The organism is Micromonospora qiuiae (genome assembly GCF_016863555.1).
In the GTDB taxonomy this organism is placed as follows: Bacteria; Actinomycetota; Actinomycetes; order Mycobacteriales; family Micromonosporaceae; genus Micromonospora; species Micromonospora qiuiae.
This window is the reverse complement of record NZ_BOPC01000068.1, coordinates 1-16,812: the sequence shown is the minus strand read 5'-3', so window position 1 is coordinate 16,812 and position 16,812 is coordinate 1. Positions and strand designations below refer to the sequence as shown.

The window sequence follows — 16,812 nt, the reverse complement described above, 5'->3', positions numbered from 1 at the left end:
GTCGAGCGTGGCCACAGACGCCTCGGTGACGATCGTTGGACCGGCGGTAGCGGGGGGCGAAAGCGTGCTCACTCCCGACGCGCTCGCGTTCGTCGCCGACCTGCACCGCCGTTTCCATGGTGACCGGGATCGGCTGCTCACCGAGCGGGTGCGTCGGCGTACCGAGATCGCCCGGACCGGGCGTCTGGACTTCCTGCCGGAGACGGCCGATGTCCGGGCGGCTGCCTGGCAGGTGGCACCCGCCCCGGCCGACCTGCGTGACCGGCGAGTGGAGATCACCGGTCCGACCGACCGGAAGATGACGATCAACGCGCTGAACTCCGGGGCCAAGGTGTGGCTCGCCGACTTCGAGGACGCCACTGCCCCGACCTGGACGAACGTCGTCGCCGGCCAGGTCAACCTCACCGACGCCATCGAGCGGCGGATCGACTTCACCAGCCCGGAGGGCAAGCACTACCAACTCGGCGACGGGCCGTTGCCGGCGATCGTGGTCCGGCCGCGCGGCTGGCACCTCGACGAACGGCACCTGCTGGTGGACGGGGCACCGGCCGTCGCCGGGCTGGTCGACTTCGGCCTCTACTTCTTCCACAACGCCCGACGGCTGCTCGCCGCCGGCAGCGGACCGTACTTCTACCTGCCCAAGCTGGAGGGGCACCGGGAGGCGCGGCTCTGGAACGACGTGTTCCGCCACGCGCAGGAGGCGCTCGGCATCCCCACCGGCACGATCCGTGCGACCGTGCTCATCGAGACCATCACCGCCGCGTTCGAGATGGACGAGATCCTCTACGAGCTGCGCGAACACGCCTCGGGACTGAACGCCGGTCGCTGGGACTACCTGTTCAGCATCATCAAGACCTTCCGTGACGCCGGATCCGGGTTCGTGCTGCCCGACCGCAACGCGGTGACGATGACCGCCCCGATGATGCGGTCGTACACCGACCTGCTGGTCGCGACCTGCCACCGCCGGGGCGCGGTGGCGATGGGCGGGATGGCGGCCTTCATCCCGAACCGGCGGGAGCCGGACGTCACCGCGGCGGCCCTGGCCAAGGTGCGGGCGGACAAGGAGCGCGAGGCCGGCGACGGCTTCGACGGCTCCTGGGTGGCGCACCCGGACCTGGTGCCGGTCTGCCGGGAGGTGTTCGACGCGGTCCTCGGGGACCGGCCGAACCAGGTCGAGCGCCAGCGGGACGACGTGAAGGTCACCGCCGACGACCTGCTCGACATCGCAGCCACGCCGGGCGCGGTGACCGCGGCGGGGCTGCGCAACAACATCGCGGTCGGGCTGCGCTACATCGAGGCGTGGCTGCGCGGCACCGGCGCGGTGGCGATCTTCAACCTGATGGAGGACGCCGCCACGGCGGAGATCTCCCGATCCCAGATCTGGCAGTGGGTGCAGACCGGCACGGCGCTGGACAGCGGTGAGGTGGTCACGGCGGAGCGGGTCCGGGGCCTGATCGCCGAGGAGATCGACGCGCTCCGGGCCGAGCTGGGCGCGGAGCGGTTCGCCGCCAGCCGGTTCGAGGCGGCTCGCGAGGTGTTCGAGGAGGTTGCGCTGGGTGCGACCTACGTGGACTTCCTGACCCTGCCGGCGTACCGGTTGCTCGCCAGCTGATCCGATCGCCGCAACGCCGGTCGCACGGGTCGTCGGCCCGGCGGCCGGCGTTGCGATCGGTGTGGATGCCGCGGCCAGCCGGGTGTGCCGGGGCGCGTCCCGGCGTGGCTAGCGGGCCGCCCGGGGTGCCGGCAGCCCGGGGTAGGTGGCCCGGTTGGCCGCCGCGATCGCCGAGGACGACTGCTGCAGCAGCGGTACGGCCTTGGCGACCAGGTTGTCGTTGATCCGGGCGGCCGGCCCGGAGACCGACAGCGCCAGCGTGCCGGGCGGCCCGGGCACCGCCACCGCCACGCAGCGCACCCCGACCTCCTGCTCCCCGTCGTCTATCGCGTAACCGTCCCGGCGTACCGATTGCAGCTCCTGCAGCAGATCGTCCAACCCGGTGATGGTCGTCGGCGTGGTGGCGACGAACTCGGTGTTGGCGTAGACCTCGGCGATCACCTGGTCGTCGAGCTGGGCGAGCATCGCCTTGCCGACCGCCGTCCGGTACGCCTCCACCCGGCGGCCGACCTCGGTGAACATGCGCATCTGGTGTCGGGAAGGAACCTGGGCCAGATAGACGATCTGCGTCCCTTCGAGTCGGGCCGCGTTGGCGGTCTCGCCGAGGGCGTCCACCAGCGCCGTCAGGTGCGGCCGGACCATCGGGGCGATCATCGCCAGTGCCTGGTCGCCGAGGTGGATCAGCGCGCTGCCGAGCGCGTACCGCCGGTCCGGCTCCTGGCGCAGCATGCCGGCGCCGATCAGGGTCCGGAGCAGCCGGTGGATGGTGGCGATCGGCAGTCCGGTGGCAGCCGCCAGCTCGGACAGCCCACACGGCGCTCCGGTCTCGGCGATGACGTTCATGATCTGCAACGCCCGCTTGACCGACTGGACGCCGCCGCCCTCGCCATCGCTCACGCGCGCCATATCCCCTCGTTCCTGTGCGTTCTGGTCTCGCGCACGCCAATGCCGCGCGGCGCACATCGTATGCCGTACGAGGGGTCCGGCGCTGCCGCCACCCGAGCGGATTCGGCTGCCGTCGCCACAGTGCCCGGCCGGCCGACGAGAGTTCCACCGAACGAGCACTTGACGAGCGCGATGCGGATACTAATATCCGCAGTGTGGAAAGCCTCCCTTGTTGTCGGAGGCCGATCGGTCGTGCCGTGCACCACGGGGTGATCTCGGCTGGCCGACGCGCAGCACGCGCCACCAGCGCATCATCCGTCTGATGCCAGCCCCCGCGCAGCACCATGCACGTCCACGTACCGAGAGGCCCCCCGTGTCATACCGAAACCCCCACCGCCGTCTCCGGGCGGCGACAGCCGCGCTCGCCCTGCTGTCCGTTCTCGCCGCCTGCACCAGCGGGGCAGGGGGCGAGGACGTCGGTTCCGGCGTCAAGGCCGGGCAGGTCGACGCCAACCAGGCCAAGGTCGGCGACGGCGGAACGCTCGCCTACTCGATCGAGGTCGACGTCAAGAACTGGAACATCCTGCACGCCACCGGCGATGTCTTCGGCTACCGGCAGATCCTCAACCCCGTGCTCCCGCACGCGATGATCTCCCTGCCGGACTTCACCATGGCCAAGAACGACGCGCTGCTCACCGAGGCGAAGGTCATCAAGGACTCGCCGCAGACCGTTGAGTACCGGATCCGTCCGGAGGCCACCTGGTCGGACGGCACCCCGATCACCGCCGACGACTTCAAGTACACCTGGCAGGTCCAGGACCCGCAGCAGTGCCCGACCTGCGAGCCGGCCACCCAGGCCGGGTACGACCAGGTCGCCTCGGTCACCGGCAGCGACAACGGCAAGACCGTCACCGTCGAGTTCAAGAACACCTACCAGCCGTGGCGGCTGATGTTCCCGCACCTGCTCCCGGCGCACATCGCCGCTCAGCAGGGCGACCTGGCCACCTCGTTCAACGACTACTTCAGCACCACGGTGCCGACCTGGTCCGGCGGGCCGTACCTGATCGACCAGTACGTGCCGAACCAGTCGGTCGTCATGAAGAAGAACCCCAAGTGGTACGGCGACGGCCCGCACCTCGACCAGATCGTCTTCCGGATCCTCACCGACGAGCGGCAGGCCGTCACCGCGATGGCCAACAACGAGATCCAGGTCGTGGTGCCCCGCCCCACCCTCGACCTCGTCGAGCAGCTCAAGGGCATCAGCAACGTCACCACCTCGCTGGCCTCGGGGCTGGTCTACGAGCACCTGGACATCAACACCGCGCACCCGGCCCTGGCCGACGTCGCCCTGCGCCGGGCCATCTTCACCGCGGTCGACCGGCAGGCGATCATCGACAAGACCATCGGCCAGTTCGCGGCCGGCACCAAGGCGCTCGGCAACCGCAACTTCATGCCCGGCCAGAAGCTGGAGGGCGTCGACGCGTACGTCGACAACGTGACCTCGATGGGGCTCGGCGACGGCAACATCGAGGCGGCCAAGAAGATCCTCACCGACGCCGGTTACGTGATCGGTGACGGCAAGCTCACCGACCCCAAGGGCAAGGCGGTGCCGCCGCTGCGGATGCGCTACAGCAAGGGCAACCAGGTCCGGCTGGACACCTCGGTGCTGATCCAGAACCAGCTCAAGCAGCTCGGCATCACGCTCCAGCTCCAGGAGACCGACAGCCTCGGCACCACGGTCAACACCGGCGACTTCGACCTGATCGTGTTCGGCACCAACCTGGACGTGATCCCGACCGCCACCGCCCAGTCGGTGTTCGGCTCGAAGGGCACCCACACCGGCTACCAGGACCAGGAGATCGACAGCTGGGTCAGCGAGGCCGCTCGCACCCTGGACCCGCAGGAGGTGATCGATCTGCTGAACAAGGTCGACACCCGGATCAGCGAGCAGTCCGTGACGCTGCCGATCTACCAGATGCCGACCCTGATCGCGTACCGCAGCGATCTCGGCAACGTGCGCGCCAACCCGACCCGCTTCGGCACCAGCTACAACACCGAGCAGTGGGGCATCAAGAGTGACGGCTGACCACCGGCCCGGCCGGGACTTCATCGTGGAGGTCCCGGCCCCGGCCGTGGAATTCAACGAGGTGTACCGCAACTTCGTCGGCTCGGCCGGTTACTTCGTGGCGAACAACATCTACAGCCGGCTGGTCGTCTTCGACACCGGCTCCCCGGCGGCCTACCCGGATCTCGCCGAGCACTGGGAAATGGCGCCTGACGCCCGGACCCTGCGGTTCCAGCTCAACCGGCACGCCCGCTGGCACGACGGGGAACCGGTCACCGCCGAGGACGTCGCGTACACCCACCTGACCGCGCTGGCCAACGGCTACCACGCCGCGTCGTTCCTGCATGACGTGCGGGACATCGAGGTCCTCGGCCCGCACGAGCTGCGGTACGTGCTGCGGCGACCCAACGCCGGGTTCCTCGCCCAGTTGGGCAACCTGGTGTTCGCCCACGTCCTGCCCAAGCACCTGTACGAGGGCACCGACTGGGCCACCAACCCGTACAACCAGCAGCCGGTCGGATCGGGGCCGTTCCGGTTCGTCGAGCACGTGCCCGGCGAGCGGGTGGTCCTGGAGGCGTGGGACGGGTACTGGGGTCCCCGCCCCCAGATCGACCGGGTCATCCTCGACATCGAACCCGACCTGGACGAGGCGGTCCGCAAGGTCGCCGACGGGCGGGCCCACTACCTGGTCCAGGACGTGCTCACCTTCCCCCGGCTGCACCTGGCCGAGGGGAGCACGACCGCCTCGGTGTGGCGCAAGCGCGGGCCCGGCATCGCCGTGCTCAGCTTCAACCACACCCAGGACCGGTGGCGCGACCGGCGGGCCCGAGCCGCGGTCGCGCACGCCGTGGACCGCCGGCGGCTGGTCCCGCTCGCCGATCCCGGCTGGTCCGAGCCGTACGCCCACTACCTGCCGCGCAGCGTGGACTGGGCGTTCGCCGAGGACGCCACCGCGCCGGCCCACGATCCGGCGGAAGCGGTCCGGCTGCTGGACGCGGCGGGCATCACCTCGTCCGGCCGCCAGCCGGCACTGCGGCTGGCGTACATGAAGACCTTCACCGGGCACGCCGGCATCGCCGCCGCGGTCGCCGAGGACCTGCGGGCCGTCGGGCTGGAGGTCGACGTCGTCGGCCTGGACTCGCCGACCTGGGCGCGGCAGATCGGCCGGGACGCCGACTTCGACCTGACCATCAGCGGCGGCAACATGATCCCCGACCCGGAGATCACCGCCAGTCGGTTCGAGACCGGCGGCGGGCGCAACCACGCCCGGCTCTCCGACCCGGAGGCCGACGCCTGCTACGCGGCCGCCCGGGCCACCACGGACCGGAGCCGGCGCGGCGAGCACTACCGGGAGCTGCAACGGGTCTGGGCCCGCAACGTCGACTGGGTGCCGCTGTTCTGGTACGCGGCCTACTACCTGCGCAGCGACAGCTTCTTCGGCTGGCCGGACCAGGTCGGCTTCCGGGTGCCGTTCTGGCACTGGGGCCGGATCCGGCCCGTGCCCTGACCTACCGCCAGTCGCCCGGACAACCCGGGCGCTGATTTTCCCACCGGCCCGGGCATCCCCGGGCACCCCACCACACCGAGGAGAGGACTTGGACGAGTACATCGTCGTCGTACCCGAGGGCACGACCGAGATCAACGAGTCGTACCGCAACGTCGTCGGGGGCGCCGGCTACTTCGTCGCCAACAACATCTTCAGCCGCCTCATCGTCACCGAGGTCGGCGGGGCCGCGTCCTACCCGGATCTCGCGGAGCACTGGGAGTGCCTGGACGGTGCCCGGCGCTGGCGGTTCACCCTCAACCGCCACGCCCGCTGGCACGACGGCCAGCCGGTGACCGCTCACGACGTGGCCTACACCCACCTCACCGCGCTGGCCAACGGCTACCACGCCGCGTCGTTCCTGCACGGCATCGCCGACATCAAGGTGCTCGACGACCACCTGGTCGAGTACCACCTGACGGAGCCCAACGCGGCCTTCCTCACCCAGCTCGGAAACTTCGCCGCCACCCACGTCCTGCCCAAGCACCTGTACGAGGGCACCGACTGGGCCACCAACCCGTACAACCAGAAGCCGGTCGGCTCGGGGCCGTTCCGGTTCGTCGAGATGGAGCCCGGCGGGCGGATCGTGCTGGAAGCCTGGGACGGGTACTGGGGGCCGCCGGCCGGCGTGGACCGCGTCACCATCGTCGTGGAACCCGACCTCGACGAGTGCGTACGGATGATCGCCGACGGCCGGGCGCACTTCGCCCCGCAGGACGTGCTGACCATGAAGCGGCTGCCGCTGGCCGAGGGCTCCGCCCACGCCACGGTGTATCGCGAGCGCGGCCCCGGCGTGGCGTTGCTGAGCTTCAACTACCGGCAGGAGCGGTGGGCCGACCGCCGGCTGCGGCTGGCGATCGCCCACGCGGTGGACCGCAGCCGCCTGGAGCGCTTCGCGGAGCCCGGCTGGTCGGAGCCGTGGGCGAACTTCTTCCCCGGCAGCAGCTTCGCCGTGGCCCGCGACGTCACCGCTCCCGGCCACGACGCGGCCGCGGCCGAGAAGCTGCTCGACGAGGCCGGCTACCCGCGTGGGGCGGACGGGCGCCGGCTGTCGCTGCGCATGTTCTACATGGCCACCTTCGACGGTCACGGTGGGCTGGCCCGCAGCGTCGCCGAGGACCTCGCCGCGATCGGCGTGCACGTCGAGTACCGCGGCCTGGACTCGGAGACCTGGGCGCGGCAGATCGGTCGGGAGGGCGACTTCGACCTGACCATCAGTGGCGGCAACATGATGCCCGACCCGGACATCACCGCCAGCCGGCTGCAGGGCGGCGGGCAGCGTAACCACCTCGCGCTGGCCAACCCCGACGCCGACGCCTGCTACATCGCCGCCCGGTCGACCACGGACCACGCTGAGCGGATCGCGCACTACCGGCGGTTGCAGGAGGTGTGGGCCCGGGACGTCAATGTGATCCCGCTCTTCTGGTACTGCATCTACCTGCTGCGCAGCAACGAGTTCTTCGGCTGGGCCGACCAGGTCGACTTCCGGATCCCCTTCTGGCACTGGGGTCGGCTCCGGAAGATCACCGGCGGCGAAAGCTAACCGGCAGCGGGCGCGGGAAGGTTCCTCATGGAGATCGTGGGCTTCGCCCTGCGGCGGCTGCTCGTCGCCATCCCGGTGCTGTTGGTGTCGACGTTCCTGATATTCCTGGCCGTCGCCAAGTCCGGTGATCCGCTGACCGAACTGCGGGAGCGACAACCACCGGTACCGCCGCACACGATCACCGCCGAGGAGGCACGGCTCGGGCTGGACCAGCCTGTGCTACAGCGGTACTGGAACTGGCTGACCGGGGTCATCCAGGGCGACCTCGGTCCGTCGGTGGACCGCAACGCCGACATCGGCATGGAGATCGGCTCGCGCCTGGGCATCACGATGCGGTTCGTCCTCATCGCGATGCTGATCGCGGCCGTGCTGGCGATCCTGGTCGGGGTCGTCAGCGCGGTCCGCCAGTACTCCTGGCTCGACTACCTGTTCACCTCGACCGGCTTCCTGTTCCTGGCGATGCCGTCGTTCTGGCTCGCGGTGCTGCTCAAACAGGGCGGCATCGAGCTGAACGCGCTCGCCGGCCGGACACTGATCTACACCGTCGGCGACAGTTCGGTGATCCCGCCGCCCACCCTGGGCGGTCGGATCGCCGACCTCGCCGGCCATATGATCCTGCCGACCATCACCCTGGTGCTGATCAACTTCGCGGCGTGGAGCCGGTTCCAGCGCTCGTCGATGCTCGACGTGCTCGGCAGCGACTACGTCAAGCTGGCCACCGCCAAAGGGCTGCGGCGGCGCACGGTGCTGCGCAAGTACGCCCTGCGTACCGCGCTCACCCCGCTGGTGACGGTCATCGCGCTGGACTTCACCGCCGTGTTCGCCGGAGCGGTGGTCACCGAGACCGTCTTCCAATGGCGGGGGATGGGCGACTACCTGCTGGAGTCCATCAACGGGCGGGATGTGAACGCCGTGATGGCGTGGCTGCTTGTCGCGGCCGTCGCGGTGATCGTGTTCAACCTGTTCGCCGACATCCTGTACGCCGCTCTCGATCCGAGGATCCGCCGTGTCCGCTGACCCGCCACCGGTGCCCGCCACCGCCGCCACGCCCGGACAGTGGCGCGCCGTCCTCGCCCGGTTCCGCCGGCACCGGCTCGCCGCCGCCGCGCTGGTCGTGCTCGTCCTCGTCGCGCTGTTCGCTTTCGTCGGGCCGTTGCTGTGGCGTTACGGCCACGACGAGATCACCCCCGACAACTCGCAGCCGCCGTCGGCGATCCACCCGCTCGGCACCGACTCGCTCGGCCACGACCTGCTCGCCCAGGTGATGCGGGGCACCCAGCAGTCGCTGCTCATCGCGCTCACCGTGGCGCTCGGTGCGGCGGTGGTCGGCACCGTTATCGGCATCGTCGCCGGCTACTACCGGGGCACCACGGACGCGCTGCTGATGCGGCTGGTGGACCTGTTCCTCACCGTGCCGACGATCGCGGTCGCCGCCGTGCTCGGGCACAACTTCGCCGGCAGCGGTGGCGGCTGGGTACTCATCGCGGTCGTGCTTGCCGCGCTGATGTGGACCAGCGTCGCCCGGGTGGTCCGCGGCGTCGTGCTCGGGCTGCGGGAACGGGAGTTCGTTTCGGCCGCCCGTGCCCTGGGCTCCTCCGACCTGCGGATCATGGCGCGGCACATCCTGCCCAACGTGGCCGGCCCGATCATCGTCTCGGTGACCATTCTGGTCGCCACCGCGATCCTCGCCGAGACGGCGCTCTCGTTCATCGGGTTCGGGGTGCAGCCGCCGGACACCTCGCTCGGCCTGCTGGTGGCCAACGCTCAGTCGGCGGTCGCCACCCGGCCCTGGCTGTTCTACTTCCCGGGCCTGGTCATCCTGCTCATCGCGCTGTCCATCAACTTCATCGGCGACGGGCTGCGCGACGCGCTCGACCCGACCCAGACCAAGGGGCCTCGCCGCCGCCGCTACCTGGCCCAGCCGGCCGCCCGCACCGACGCGGTACCCGACGACGTGTTGCTGTCGGTCCGCGACCTGCGGGTGGTGTTCGCCGCCGACGGCGGTGACGTGCCGGCGGTCCGCCACCTCGACCTGGACCTGCGCCGGGGCGAGGTGGTCGGCCTGGTCGGCGAATCGGGCTCCGGCAAATCGGTCAGCGCCGCGGCGATGATGGGGCTGCTTCCACCCACCGCCACCGTCAGTGGCTCGATCCGCTTCGCCGGGCAGGAACTCGTCGGGCTCGCCGAGCCCCGGTTCCGGCGGCTGCGCGGCAGCCGCATCGCCATGGTCTTCCAGGACCCGATGTCCTCGCTGAGCCCGGTGCACACCATCGGCGATCAGGTCGCCGAGGCGGTCCGCATCCACCAGGGCTGTTCCCGGGCCGAAGCCCGGGAGCGGGCCGTGGAACTGCTGGACACGGTGGGCATCCCGGACGCCCGCAACCGGCTCGGCGACTACCCGCACCAGTTCTCCGGCGGGATGCGTCAGCGGGTGGTGATCGCGATGGCGATCGCCAACGATCCCGACCTCATCATCGCCGACGAGCCCACCACCGCCCTGGACGTGACCGTGCAGGCCCAGGTGCTCGCCGCGCTGCGTGCAGTGCGGGAGCGGACCGGCGCGGCGATCCTGATGATCACGCACGACCTGGGCATCGTGGCCGAGATCGCCGACCGGATCGCGGTGATGTACGCCGGCCGGCTGGTCGAGGTCGGGACCGCTGCCGAGGTGTTCGACCACCCCGCGATGCCCTACACCCGAGGGCTGCTGGAATCGGTGCCCCGCCTCGACCGGCCCGCCGACGAGGAACTGTGGGCGATTCCCGGCTCACCACCGACGATGACCGCCCTGCCGGCGGGCTGTGCATTCGCTCCGCGCTGCACGGTCCGTGTCCCGGACTGCTCGACCGTGGTGCCGGAACTCGTCCCGCTGACCGCCGGGCACCGGGCCGCGTGTTTGCGCCTCACCCCGGAGCCTCTGCCGGAGCCCACCACCACGATTCCCGAAAGGCCGTGACGACATGACTGACCGCACGCCGCTGCGCGCCCCGGCCGGAGAGCGTCGGCTGCTCCGCTTCCCCGTCCTGACCGACCTGGACGGCTCGGAACTGGCCATCCACGCGCACGCGGTCACCGGCACCGCGGACGGGCCGACCCTCACCCTGGTGTCCGGGGTGCACGGCAACGAGTGGTTCTCGCACGCCGTGCTGCGCGCGGTGCTGGCCGACACCGACCCGGCCGCGCTGCGCGGCACCCTGGTGGTGGTGCCGGCCGCCAACCCGTACGCGCTGCGCACCGTCACCCGCTACTCGAACGACATCCAGCAGGTCGGCTTCGTCAACATGAACAAGGCGATCCTGCGCGACACCGAGTCGATCACCGGGCGGACCGGCCAGGTCCTCGTCGAGCAGATCGTCGAGCGCTCCACCCACCTGCTGGACTTCCACCCCGGCCCCTGGGGCACCGCCTGGGGAGTCGTGCTCTACGACGCGACCGGCCCGCTGTCGGCAGCCAGCCGGGAGATGGCCGTGGCCTTCGGCATGCCCTACATCCAGGGCGAGGACGCCGCGGCGGTCTTCCCGAACTCGGTCTTCGACGCGGCCACCGCCGCCGGGGTGCCGTTCATCGGAGTGGAGGTCGGCGGCCTCGGCTTCGGTGCCGGCAGCGAAGACGACTGGCTCGCCCGCAACGTCGAGGGTGTCCGGCGGGTGATGGCCCACCTCGGCATGCTCGACGAGCCGGTGTCGCCCCGGCCGGTCACCGACGTCGAGGTCGCCTGGGACCTGCGGCCCCGGCACGGCGGCATGCTGGTCCCCGAGATCGGCGTGGACCGGCTGCTCACCCCGACCAGCGAGGGCGAACTGCTCGGCCGGCTGCTCTCCCCGGTCGAGCTGACCGTCATCGAGGAGTACCGCGCGCCCGGGGACGGGATCCTCCTCTCCGTCCCACGCAACCATCCGGTGCACCCGTACAACTTCGGCTTCGTCATCGGCCGCGCCCGCCCGAGCACATCATGACCGGCGAGGTGCTGCTGGAGGTCGAAGGGCTGACCAAACACTTCCCGGTCCGGCGAGGCAACGTGATCCGCCGGCCGGCGGGGGTGGTCAAGGCGGTCGACGGCGTCTCGTTCCAGCTCCGCGCCGGTGAGACGCTCGGCGTCGTCGGCGAGTCCGGCTGCGGCAAGTCCACCCTTGCCAAGCTGCTCACCCGGCTGGAACAACCCTCCGGCGGGCAGATCCGCTACCGGGGCACCGACATCGCCGGGCTGCGCGGCCGGAAGCTACGCGACCTGCGCCGGCGCATCCAGATCGTCTTCCAGGACCCGTACTCCTCGCTCGACCCGAGGATGACGGTCGGGCAGATCATCGCCGAGCCCTTCACCGTGCACGGTGAGCTGGGCACCATTGACCGGCGCCGCCGCCGGGTGCAGGAACTGCTGGAGACCGTCGGTCTCAACCCCGAGCACGTCGATCGGTACCCGCACCAGTTCTCCGGCGGCCAGCGGCAGCGGATCGGCATCGCCCGCGCGCTGGCGCTGCAGCCGGAGATCGTGGTCTGCGACGAACCGGTGTCGGCGCTCGACGTGTCGGTGCAGGCGCAGGTGATCAACCTGCTCCGCCGGTTGCAGCGGGACCTCGGCCTCGCGTACGTGTTCATCGCCCACGACCTGTCCGTGGTGCGGCACATCTCGCACCGGGTCGCCGTGATGTATCTGGGCAACGTGGTGGAGACCGGGACGGTGGCGGAGATCTTCGAGCGACCGGCGCACCCGTACACCCAGGCGTTGCTCTCGGCGGCACCGGTGCCCGACCCGCACCACCGGCGCGAGCAGATCCTGCTCCGCGGCGACCCGCCCAGCCCGGTGAACCCACCGAGCGGCTGCCGGTTCCGGACCCGCTGCTGGCAGGCGCTCGACGCCTGCGCGGAGGGACGCCCGGCCCTGGTCGAACGCACCGCCGGGCACCCGGTGGCGTGCATCAACGAGCTGCCTACCGGCTGATCTCCATTCGGTGCCGTCCGGTTGGTCTGGGCGGGAACTATGGTCCAGGCCATGACATGGGACAACGGCAGCCCCGACGACTGGACCACACCCGGCGTGTTCGAGTCGGGGACGAGGTCGTGCACGGCGATCGCACCCTGCACGTCGTCGAGACACCGGGCCACACCCGCGGCCACGTGCGCTGGACCAGGCGGGGACACAAGTTGGTTGATCTCGACCTGCTCAACCGGATGCTCGCCGTCACCGAGACCGCAGCCCACCTCGAGTTGCTGCTCGCCCAGGGGCGTCTGACCCGAGCCGACGTCGATGGGCTGCGCTGCTACGCGATCGCCTGACGTCAGTCGCAAATAGACGCCAACGGCCGGCTCAGCGGGTCGGCACAGTTCACGGGGGCCGTCAATCAGCTCGTTTTCGGGCGCTGGGCATCGCCCGAGCCGCCCGGTGCGCCGACCGCCGGCCGCGCGACCTCGTCGACGCCGTGACCAGGAGTAACCCGACGGGAAACAGCCCTGGGCACACCCTTGACACTGCAAGGCGCACCCAGCCACACTGCCCCTTGCTAATACGATTTAGCGCAGCACTTGGAGTGCCGGAGCGGGTCCACGAGGGCCAACCACCCCGCGTGGCCCAGGAGGGGGCCCTTCATGTCCAACCACCACACCGCGTCCCGTCCCGCAAATGCCTCCGTCATCCGGTGGTCCCTCCGGCAGTGAGCCGTCCGAACAAGACCACGAGAAAAGACTGCAGGGGAGTTGTCCAGATGAGGAGAGCGATCGGAAGGCGCAGGCTCAGGCGTGCGCTCTCGTTGTTCGCGTTCATGTCACTTGGTGCCGGCGCCATCGTCTCCGCGCCAGCCGCCGCCGCAGCCGAACCCGCGCTCGTGGAAGGCGCGACCGTCACGGCGGATCCCAACTCACCGACCGGATACACCGGTAAGTTCGTCTACCGCAATCCCAATGCCACCCAGGTCCGCCTGGCCGGGGACCTGACTCTGCTCGACGTCAATACCGGCAACACTCGGTATCAGCCGGAAGCGTGGCAGACGGGGCGGTACCACGCTGGAGGTACCGAATTCCTCCGGGACATGACCAAGGATTCGAACGGATACTGGTCGGTCTCGGTCCCGCTGCACGCCGGAAGCCTCAGCTACTGGTACCGGGTCTGGGACCCGACTCAGGGCTGGGAGAACAAGCGCATCTGGGATCCCGCCTCGACGCACCCCCGCCCCCCGGGCGAGTCCTCGTTCCGGGTCAGGAACAACGACGTTCTCGATGCCGTGTACGTGCCGTACGCGGAGAAGCAGAACGACCCGGTGCTGAAGGAGCGCGCGGAATACGAGCTGCCGATCGCCGACCCCGCACAGCGGGGCACCGTGCAATACGTCCCCTACACGACCATCCTGGGCGACGACGGCCACTACCTCGGCGTCTACCTGCCGGCCAACTACGATCCCAACCGCGCCGAGCCGTACAAGGTTGCGTACCTCGCCCACGGAATTTTCGGTGACGAGACCGACTTCATGGTCCCGGCGAATGTCCCCAACATCCTGGACAACATGACGGCGAAGGGCGAGATCGAGCCGACGGTGGTTGTCACGATGGGGAACCACTTCACGGGCACCAGCCTCGGCTTCGCCTCCTACAACCAGACCAACGCCGCCAACAACCTGGTCCAGACGATTCTTCCGTTCATCGAAGAGAACTACAACGTCTCGACCGAGCGTGAAGGGCGTGCCTACGCCGGGTTCTCGTACGGCGGAATGACGGGCGCCCACGTCATCCGGGGCTACCCGACCACGTTCGCGTTCTACGGGCACTTCTCCGGTAACCCGTCCCTGACCACTCAGGACTACGACAACGTCGCGGCTGCGGTCGGGGACGACGACCTTTTCGTGTTCCTCGGCAACGGCGTCTTCGAGGGCAACCTCAACACCCCGAACGCCATCGCGAACAACTTCAGGGCGCGTGGGTACGCCGCCGCGACGACCCAGGTTCCCGGCGCGCACGACGGGATGACGGCGAGCCAGCTGTTCACGATTTTCGCCCGGGACTACCTGTGGTCGGGGGTCGACTCCGTGTCGGTGACGCCCGCGACTGAGAACCTGACGCGGGGTTGGAACTGGGTGAAGCAGTTCAACGCTCAGGTGACGACCAACGAAGGTGTGAGCCCGGCGGTGACGTGGTCGGTCGAGGGGGCGGCCTCGGAGGAAACGACCATCTCCGCGGATGGGCTGCTCTCGGTGGCCGCCGACGAGACCGCGTCGTCGCTCACCGTCGTGGCGACGTCGGTGGTCGACCCGACCAAGTCCGGCTCGGCCGAGGTCACCCTGACGGCTCCGGGGACGACCGGCGTCGTGGTCAAGGCGAAGGCCGCACCTGCGTCGATCGTCCGGGGCGGCACGTTCACGCTGAACGTCGATGTGCGGGCACAGACCCAGCACCAGAACGCTGCGACGGTGACCGGTGAGATCGCCGTCACCTTCGGCGGCACCACGCAGGTGGTTCCGCTGACCGACGGCGCGGCCGTCATCAAGCTGCCGACCGACGGACTGTCGGCAGGGAACTACCCGGTCCACGTCGCCTACTCCGGTGACCCGACCTACGCGCCCACCGCGGCAGTTCATCAGCAACTGCGGGTTCGGTAGCCAGCGGGCACGGTGGGCCGACGACCTCCCGTCGCCGGCCCACCGGTCGCCGTTCATCCGACCGCAGGCAGTGCGTGATCGCCGTGGTCAGCGGCGGTCGAGTGCCGACTGCAGTCGTTGGATGAGTGTCTTGCGGCCCTTGCCGGCGTGTTCTGCGCGTAGCGCCGCTTCGAGCTGAGCAGTGTCGAGGTCGCGGATGTGTCGGGCCGCCTCGGCGACCGGCAGCTCCGTGAGCGGCGCAGCCGCCGCGTTCCGGCGCGCGCGTCTGGCCGGGCCGGTGTTGGCCACGTACTGCCTGCCGGCTCTCGACTCCTTGCGCTTCTTGGCGTCAGTCGCGCGTTGCTGTGCGGCGGAGAGCTGGTTCCATGCCTGCTCGGGGAGGTACCGGTCGGTCTCGCCGTCGTGCCGGGCCCGGGTGGTGCCCTGCCTGTTCCGCCAATGCTGGTCGCCCCAGCGCTGCAGGGACTTCTGGCGCTCGTCCTTCGGGCCCAGGTAGCCGCCGCCGCGCTTCTGGTACTCCTTCGTGAGCAGCTGTGACTTGCGTGCCGACCACTGTCCGGGCCTGCCGCCCCGGTCGGACGCCTTGATCTCTTCCTTGAGCTGTTCACGGAGCTCAGGCTTCGTGTACCGCGCCATCTGCGCTGGGTACCCGAGGCTGCGCGTTCTACTCACCGGCAGCTCCTGGTCGATGCCCGCCAGATGCGCCGACTCCTCCCGCGCCGAGCATCGGCCGAAAACTATCGGTCGCCCCCCGAAAAGTACCGGTTGAAAACCCTGGAACTTTCTGCCAGCCTGAAAGCCATCGATCGATGTGATCGTTCACATGATCTTCCATCCCCTGGAGGCGCCTCACGCGAGCATCAGGCCCAGCCACCTACCAGGTGAACACCCCCACCACCTGAGGCCCAACACGTCCGCAACCACGTCCCGGCGGACGCCTGACATGAGCCCCGGCCCGGTCGGCGGGCTCAACATCGTGGGTCGCCGCCATCCGAGCGGGGCCTCCCAACCGAACAGCGACAGAGGTTTTCCTATCCCCCCAGTGGAGGACCAGCATGATCACCCGGACCCGTCCCTCCGGGCGTCGACTTCGAGCGCTCTCTGTCTCCGGAACTGCCGCGATAGTTGCAGCCCTCGTCGTGTCGATGCTGCCGAGTCTCGCCCAGGCCGCCGAGACCACCCTCGGTGCGGCTGCGGCCCAGTCTGGCCGGTACTTCGGTGCCGCGGTGGCGGCGAACAAGCTCAGCGACAGCGCCTACACGACAATCTTGAACCGGGAGTTCAACAGCATCACTCCCGAGAACGAGATGAAGATCGACGCGACCGAACCGCAGCAGAACAACTTCACCTTCGGCAATGCGGATCGGATCGTCAACCACGCCCTCAGCCGGGGTTGGAAGGTGCGCGGCCACACGCTGGCCTGGCACTCGCAGCAGCCCGGCTGGATGCAGAACATGTCCGGCACCACGCTGCGCAACGCGATGCTCAACCACGTCACCCGGGTGGCGACCTACTACCGCGGCAAAATCCACTCCTGGGACGTGGTGAACGAGGCGTACGCCGACGGCAACAGCGGCGCCC

Annotated in this window: 13 protein-coding genes; 11 read left to right on the top strand and 2 right to left on the bottom strand. The window is 69.8% G+C overall.

Annotated features, from left to right (window positions below; genetic code table 11):
* The first annotated feature begins 25 nt into the window (after positions 1-25).
* Positions 26-1,612: a malate synthase A gene (gene aceB, locus Vqi01_RS22675; RefSeq protein ID WP_239098587.1), complete on the top strand. Its 1,587-nt coding sequence runs from the start codon at positions 26-28 to the stop codon at positions 1,610-1,612.
* Between the two features lie 108 nt (positions 1,613-1,720).
* Here aceB and Vqi01_RS22670 read toward each other — a convergent pair whose 3' ends face one another.
* Positions 1,721-2,509 carry an IclR family transcriptional regulator gene (locus tag Vqi01_RS22670; protein ID WP_239098586.1) on the bottom strand — a complete coding sequence of 263 codons (789 nt, stop codon included), beginning with the start codon at positions 2,507-2,509 and terminating at the stop codon, positions 1,721-1,723.
* 361 nt (positions 2,510-2,870) lie between these two features.
* Here Vqi01_RS22670 and Vqi01_RS22665 point away from each other — a divergent pair, with 361 nt between their 5' ends.
* From Vqi01_RS22665 to Vqi01_RS22620, 9 genes are all read left to right on the top strand, one after another.
* A complete protein-coding gene (locus tag Vqi01_RS22665) occupies positions 2,871-4,583 on the top strand; it encodes an ABC transporter family substrate-binding protein (protein ID WP_204036853.1) in 1,713 nt (570 codons plus the stop codon).
* Positions 4,573-6,069 carry an ABC transporter substrate-binding protein gene (locus tag Vqi01_RS22660; protein WP_204036852.1) on the top strand — a complete coding sequence of 499 codons (1,497 nt, stop codon included), beginning with the start codon at positions 4,573-4,575 and terminating at the stop codon, positions 6,067-6,069. The genes Vqi01_RS22665 and Vqi01_RS22660 overlap by 11 nt, the downstream gene beginning before the upstream one ends.
* A gap of 88 nt (positions 6,070-6,157) precedes the next feature.
* On the top strand, positions 6,158-7,648 hold the full coding sequence (locus tag Vqi01_RS22655; RefSeq protein WP_204036851.1) for an ABC transporter substrate-binding protein: 1,491 nt from the start codon (positions 6,158-6,160) through the stop codon (positions 7,646-7,648).
* 27 nt (positions 7,649-7,675) lie between these two features.
* Positions 7,676-8,665: an ABC transporter permease gene (locus tag Vqi01_RS22650; RefSeq protein ID WP_239098585.1), complete on the top strand. Its 990-nt coding sequence runs from the start codon at positions 7,676-7,678 to the stop codon at positions 8,663-8,665.
* On the top strand, positions 8,655-10,604 hold the full coding sequence (locus Vqi01_RS30950; protein ID WP_239098584.1) for a dipeptide/oligopeptide/nickel ABC transporter permease/ATP-binding protein: 1,950 nt from the start codon (positions 8,655-8,657) through the stop codon (positions 10,602-10,604). The genes Vqi01_RS22650 and Vqi01_RS30950 overlap by 11 nt, the downstream gene beginning before the upstream one ends.
* A 4-nt stretch (positions 10,605-10,608) precedes the next feature.
* Complete coding sequence (locus tag Vqi01_RS22635; protein ID WP_204036850.1) at positions 10,609-11,604, top strand: succinylglutamate desuccinylase/aspartoacylase family protein; 996 nt, start codon at positions 10,609-10,611, stop codon at positions 11,602-11,604.
* Positions 11,601-12,587: an ABC transporter ATP-binding protein gene (locus Vqi01_RS22630; RefSeq protein ID WP_204036849.1), complete on the top strand. Its 987-nt coding sequence runs from the start codon at positions 11,601-11,603 to the stop codon at positions 12,585-12,587. Before Vqi01_RS22635 ends, Vqi01_RS22630 begins: the two co-directional genes overlap by 4 nt.
* 56 nt (positions 12,588-12,643) lie before the next feature.
* The gene (locus Vqi01_RS22625) at positions 12,644-12,922 is read left to right on the top strand and encodes a hypothetical protein (RefSeq protein WP_204036848.1); all 279 of its coding nucleotides are present in this window, start codon (positions 12,644-12,646) and stop codon (positions 12,920-12,922) included.
* 482 nt (positions 12,923-13,404) lie between these two features.
* Entirely contained in the window at positions 13,405-15,231 is a 1,827-nt protein-coding gene (locus Vqi01_RS22620; RefSeq protein WP_204036847.1) for an alpha/beta hydrolase-fold protein, read from the top strand.
* Positions 15,232-15,318: 87 nt separating this feature from the next.
* Here the strand turns inward: Vqi01_RS22620 and Vqi01_RS22615 are convergent, their stop codons facing one another.
* Entirely contained in the window at positions 15,319-15,867 is a 549-nt protein-coding gene (locus tag Vqi01_RS22615; RefSeq protein WP_204036880.1) for a DUF5872 domain-containing protein, read from the bottom strand.
* Between the two features lie 419 nt (positions 15,868-16,286).
* Between Vqi01_RS22615 and Vqi01_RS22610 the strand changes: the two genes are divergently transcribed.
* Positions 16,287-16,812 (top strand): endo-1,4-beta-xylanase (locus tag Vqi01_RS22610; protein WP_204036846.1); only part of this gene is annotated, 526 nt, incomplete at its 3' end.